Genomic DNA, 5,642 nt, shown 5'->3' with positions numbered 1-5,642 from the left:
CTATTAAACTAATCTATTAATCGTTTCCTTCCAATTCCTCACTCTCTTCACGTATCTGCCCAATTAATGAAATTACAGAACCTACAGCTTGGATCCAACTTCCTACAACATCTATTCTCTGTCCTTCTTCATTTTCATTAGTTTCGCTGTTTACTTGAGTGTCTGTATCTTTCCCCACACCATTTACTTTACCTTCTTTATTGTACTGTTCCTCATCTCTGTTACTTTTTAATTCGTAAATACCTCCTATTGCCTGTAATGAATTCCCTATAGATTGTAATAAGTTTCCTATAATGTTTAAGGATTCATCGTTATCCGAAGTATCATTAAATTCATCTGCTAAAGCTGTAAGTCCGCCTAAAGCCTGTGTCCAATTCCCAGCAATCACTAATTTAATTTGTGTTTCTTCTTTAAAATCAATAACCAATCCAGATATTACAGTTACATTACCAAGTGATTGGATTTCATTCCCAATCTTTTCAAGAGATATTTCCCCTTGACCATCGGCCTCTAAAGCATTACCAACGGCTTGTAATACGTTTCCATATACATTCAAATCTTTTCTTACATTACCGCTTATAAAATGAAAAGGCGTGCTTCCAATAGCGGAAGTAATTGTGCCTATCGCTGCTACCAATGCACCAAATATCTCTTTAAGTTGGTTCTCCATTTATAACCTATCCCAGCATTAAGTAATTACTATAATCCTATTCAATTATCCCTCTCCCTGTTAATAATTTGAAATGCCACTCAGTCTGACAACGTATAATAGCGAATCATTTTAGGAAGTACACCCATATGATATACATACTAATGGATCTCCATTATAAACCGTATTTTCCTTTGAACTTGTTAAAATTACTCACTATTCATCACTACTCTCTTCACATAACGTGAAATGTTCAAAAATCTCATATTGATCAACGAAACATTTTGGACAGATATACATTTGTATCACCACCTTCTTCTTAATTAAAGTGTTTATTAAGTTTTATTCCCGCATAACTCTCCCGATTCCGTTTTTACTACAACTGTAACTATCCGTTACAAATGATTACTTGTAAACTCTAGTTTCTTTTGTACAACAAACAGTTAGCTAATTAATCTAACTGCTTTGTTGTGCAAAATGAAGTGTTTATTAAGTTCCCTTTCCCGCATAGCATTTCCAAGTCCGTTTATACTATAGCTGTAACTTCAAGTTACATATCATTACTTGTAGGGCCTAATATCTTTTGTACAACAAGTAGTTAGCTAATTGAGCTAGCTGCTTTGTTTTTTAACCATTTTTATTGGAATGCAATTTATATGCATAATTTCTGAAGTGAAATCCATACTATATTTAGGTCTTAGGTATTAACATCTAAAACCCTTATTTCAGCCTTAGACCTATTAAAGCACTCCCCAGTCTTTACTGGGGCAAAGCAGTTAGCTTTTGTTAGCTGCTCTTTTTATTTCACTGTCACCCATTAGATAAACGTTCATATATTATTTTGTGCCACCCTTTCTACTAGGTGATTTCGTCATTTTACTTCCGCATAACCTTCATGAAAGAGCACTGTTCGAAGGTGCTCTTTTTATTCATCCGAATAATCCTCACAATTCTGTACATACTATCCGTAAGCTGCTTTCTTAACAGTGTTTGCAGCCTGGAACCTTTTTTTGATAATGGAGCAGTTAGCTTTTACTAGCTGCTCTTTTGTTTTCACCATTTAAGCAGGGTTTGAATATATTAAATTCTACCTTTCTTTATAACGTGAGCTGGCTACTTACGCTATTTTTACAAAGGGCACTAATTGATAGTGCTCTTTTTACTTTTTTCTACAAAATGAAATTTTTATTAGATTCCTTTTTATCCCCGTATAACATTTCCAATTACGTTTATACTATAGCTGTAACTTCAAGTTACATATCTGTACTTGTAGGGCCTAATTTCTTTTGTACAACAAGTGGTTAGCTAATTAAGCTGACTGCTTTGTTTTATCAAATAAAGGTTTGGTCGAGGAGCACCTTTTAAGTTTTCTCTTTTTAAATCCCACTTTAATCTGTTCACGATTTTCTGAGGTGGACATATAATTAATAAGACAAGACATAGTTTATATATAGTGGTGCACAAAAAAAATTGTGCACTATTTTCGTCTCCATAACCTATTGATCAAATAGCGTATTTATTAAAAAACTTTCACATTTAAACTAGACAAGCATATGTTATTGTATGGAGACTCTCCACTCATAAGATTCTTACCTTTCTTATCTAAGAGCACGCTTATTTGTGTGCTCTTTTGTATTTGCTATGAAATAACGATTTTGTTTGAAAGGTGTATATTTTTACACGCGATTCATATACTTTAAATAACCTGTTATGTCTTAAACTAATATTTTAGTGTCATTCCACTTTTTTTGAGACAACAAGCCCTCCGGTTGTTGTCTTTTTTCTTTTCTCTATTCAAATAAGGATTTTTTCTGTTTTTTATTTAAAACATATAAATAAAAATGGTGGTAAGTAATTATCTTGATTATTGAATAATTCTTATTCAGGCACCTATACGAGGTGCTCTTTTTTTGACACTTACAAAATAACTATTTTATTAAGATTTAATTACTTTATACGCTACCCCTAATGCTTCACCCATCGCATAGCATTCTGGAATCTTATAGCGATATTTATCATGTAAATCTTTATCAGCGAAATAGATAGCCTTCATAATATCGCTCGTCCCACATAAGTGTTGGCCCATTAGTTTGTCGCAGTAATCTTTATGAACTTCTGGGTGACTAAAACCTAATAGCTCCCAAATTTTCATAATGCGGGTTCTATGTCATGCCCATCAACTTAAGAAAAGTAAACACCCCAAAAGCAAAAAAATGAGGGGACTTTTCAAAATAACTAACTGTGGAGAAAGAAAATTTTCATTTAGGGGGCACTTCAAAACCTTAGCTTGATGGCGATGTATGGTGACCCCTGCTAACTAAATATAATCACCTTTTTATCAAATAAAAAATGAAGAAAATTAAATGATTATCCCTACAAATTTAGAACCCCTATACACTTTTTACAAATATTGTTATAATAAAACAAACCAAAGCATTACCCCATTAACAAAGGGACTCCATAATTGGAGTCCCTTTGTTAATTAGCAATTAAAAATGATCAGCATGTGAGTATTGTATAATTTCTTCCTTTTTTAGAGCATGTTGTGTATCACCTGTATTGTTACTAAATGATAATGCTATAGCTAATCCTAATGTCGCTAACACAAGCTTCTTCATTATTTTAACGCCCCTTTGCTTAGTAATTTTTGTTTCGCTTCGTAACATACATCGAAATAATCACTAACTTTTTCATGCTCATTCAATTTGCGGAAGCGAACCGCTAATACTTCTGCATATTCTTCTACGAAATCCCATAAACCCTGCTTTTCGAAGTAAGAAATACTTTTTTTCACTTCTTCTTCTAAGAGTTTAATTGCTTCATCTTCATTAAGAGAACGTAAAATATTGAAATGATATACATACTCTTCATTTCCTAATTCCATACAAACTGCTAATCCTTTTTCAATAAGTTCTTTTGCAATATTTGTTTCTCTTAGCTTATAGTGTTCACGTGCTTGTAAGAACAATGCTTTAAAATGTACAGGATTCTTCTCTGTCACTTCTGATAAATGACGAATCGCTAATGTAGATAAGTTTTGAGTTGCATATAATAATCCTAGATTATGCCTTACTACTAAAATCAATTTTTCTTCATTATGTTTTTGCAAAAGGTCAATGGAACGATTCAAATGTTCTTCCGCTTTTTCAAATTGCTTTAAGAATATACAAGCTGTCCCTAATGTGTTTTCGCAAGAAGCAACTTTCACCTCATATCCAGCTTGCCTTTCAAAGATTTCTTTCGCTTTATTTGCGTATTCAATAGATATTAACATACTAGACATATGATGATTTAACACCGCATATTTTTGATTAAACTCTGCATGCTCTAATTCGTCAGAAATGTGTTCTAATAAGTTTTCAGCTTCTTCGTATTGTCTTCTCGCTTCATTATAGTTACTAAACATTAAAGCATGTTCTGCTTTAAAAGAATGATAGTAATATGCTATGAGTGTATCTGTCGTTTCATCAATCTTATCAATTGCTTCAAAGCTGTCTTTTCGAATGCTTACTCGATCAGTTAGCATTCTGTATTTTAAATCTAGTAAAGAATAATATAATAATAAATTTTGATTTTGATTTTCTTTTTGTTCTGCATGTTTAATCTGTTCAATTTTTTCATCTATTTCTTTTTTTACTTCAGTTGCTTTTATAATTTGCTGCGACAACATCATTTGATAAAAATCATTAAGTTGTTGCATAACTGCTTCATGCGTGAAAACATTTGTGCTCATATCACTACGTCCTCCTCAACCACTTAATTTTACCTAAATATTACCATAATTCTGCAAATTATATAAGAGTTCGACCTGTAATTATAGGTTGCTAAATATAATTCAGAATATTAAAATTATAAGTCCACTTCAGTATATATCATATTCATTGCAAAAAGTGCTCATTTCCAAAACATCCACCAAAATTTCTTTTTTAACCTCGCTGCCGCTATTTCTTCCTGGGCTGATACAATAGTACGTTTAGCATCTTGAATCTCTCTGACCATCTTCATAAGATTATCGTCTCTTAGCTCTAACCTCTTTTCTATCCTTTCTTCACGTTCCTTCCGATCTCTCATATCTTCCTTTATTAATTTATTTCTTTCTTTAATATCCTCTTCGATTAATTTGTTCTTTTGATCTATACGATCACCGAGTCTCTTTTCCATTTCTAATAGGTTTGCTTGCTGCACCTTATTAATCTCAGCTATCATAGCGCTATATTGTTGTTGAAATTGATATTGCATTTGATAAGGAACTGGATCTGTCCCCTGGGACTCCTCTTTCTTATTAGCGATTCCAAACTGCTTTGCAATCATTTTCGCAGCTTTTTCTAAAGTCATACCATCTTGCTTACTCAACTCTACTAACTGTTCAATAAGTACAACATCAAACTCTGTATATTCCCTTCTCCCTCGACTATTCTTTCTCACATCATATCCTTCACGTTCAAGAACATCCGAATACTTTCTAAGTGTGCTACCACTTACTCCTAAACGACTATAGACCTCATTGCTGGAATATATTATCTCTGCTTCTGACATAGCGCTACGCCACCTCCTATAAGGCAAATTCCATATTAAAAGGTTAATACCTCTTAAAATCCATCGACGAAGCTCGCACAGTCTTTGCTATGTTTTGTCGGAATAGAGGTATCTTAAATTATTTTTCAATACAATATTTATTTAAAAACGATCCCCTTATTAAAATCATGATAATATTATAGAAAAGGAGGTTTACAATATGCAAAATTCAAAATGTGATAAATGTGGATCTACTAATCTTAAAGAAGGGAAAGTAGGATACGGTTTCCATGCATATATTTATGAAAATATACATAGCACAATCTTCAAAGGTGGGAAACGCTCTAAACTATTAACTACATTTTGTCTTGATTGCGGAGAAGTAATTTCCTTTAGGGTTGAAGAACCAAGTGTATTTAAAAAATAATATATACTTTATATAATAAAGGCACTCAAACAAAATAATGAGTGCCTTTAT

Annotated in this window: 5 protein-coding genes and 1 pseudogene; 1 reads left to right on the top strand and 5 read right to left on the bottom strand. The window is 32.6% G+C overall.

All coding sequences use genetic code 11. The features are described from left to right. Nucleotides 1-16 precede the first annotated feature (16 nt). From V7038_RS24970 to V7038_RS24950, 5 genes and pseudogenes are all read right to left on the bottom strand, one after another. Nucleotides 17-670 (bottom strand): DUF6944 family repetitive protein, encoded by a 654-nt coding sequence (locus tag V7038_RS24970; RefSeq protein ID WP_070129309.1) that lies wholly within the window; start codon nt 668-670, stop codon nt 17-19. Nucleotides 671-2,585: 1,915 nt separating this feature from the next. Continuing rightward, nucleotides 2,586-2,816: pseudogene (locus V7038_RS24965) on the bottom strand (hypothetical protein); the annotation flags it as partial. Between the two features lie 322 nt (nt 2,817-3,138). Next, nucleotides 3,139-3,267: a hypothetical protein gene (locus V7038_RS24960; RefSeq protein ID WP_016094016.1), complete on the bottom strand. Its 129-nt coding sequence runs from the start codon at nt 3,265-3,267 to the stop codon at nt 3,139-3,141. Further along, entirely contained in the window at nt 3,267-4,382 is a 1,116-nt protein-coding gene (locus V7038_RS24955) for a tetratricopeptide repeat protein (protein ID WP_335695797.1), read from the bottom strand. The genes V7038_RS24960 and V7038_RS24955 overlap by 1 nt, the downstream gene beginning before the upstream one ends. A 161-nt stretch (nt 4,383-4,543) precedes the next feature. Then, nucleotides 4,544-5,185 (bottom strand): DUF3967 domain-containing protein, encoded by a 642-nt coding sequence (locus V7038_RS24950; RefSeq protein ID WP_335695796.1) that lies wholly within the window; start codon nt 5,183-5,185, stop codon nt 4,544-4,546. A 199-nt stretch (nt 5,186-5,384) separates the two neighbouring features. Here V7038_RS24950 and V7038_RS24945 point away from each other — a divergent pair, with 199 nt between their 5' ends. Continuing rightward, complete coding sequence (locus V7038_RS24945) at nt 5,385-5,591, top strand: hypothetical protein (RefSeq protein ID WP_193648479.1); 207 nt, start codon at nt 5,385-5,387, stop codon at nt 5,589-5,591. The last annotated feature ends 51 nt before the right edge of the window (nt 5,592-5,642 follow it).

It is taken from the genome of Bacillus sp. JJ783, assembly GCF_036963225.1.
Lineage (GTDB): Bacteria > Bacillota > Bacilli > Bacillales > Bacillaceae_G > Bacillus_A > Bacillus_A cereus_U.
Note: the sequence above shows the minus strand (reverse complement) of the source record. Positions and strands in the feature narration are given on the sequence as shown.

Coding starts and splice junctions, on each gene's coding strand:
- V7038_RS24970 (WP_070129309.1), bottom strand. CDS start 670: ATGGAGAACCAACTTAAAGAGATATTTGGTGCATTGGTAGCAGCGATA.
- V7038_RS24960 (WP_016094016.1), bottom strand. CDS start 3,267: ATGAAGAAGCTTGTGTTAGCGACATTAGGATTAGCTATAGCATTATCA.
- V7038_RS24955 (WP_335695797.1), bottom strand. CDS start 4,382: ATGAGCACAAATGTTTTCACGCATGAAGCAGTTATGCAACAACTTAAT.
- V7038_RS24950 (WP_335695796.1), bottom strand. CDS start 5,185: ATGTCAGAAGCAGAGATAATATATTCCAGCAATGAGGTCTATAGTCGT.
- V7038_RS24945 (WP_193648479.1), top strand. CDS start 5,385: ATGCAAAATTCAAAATGTGATAAATGTGGATCTACTAATCTTAAAGAA.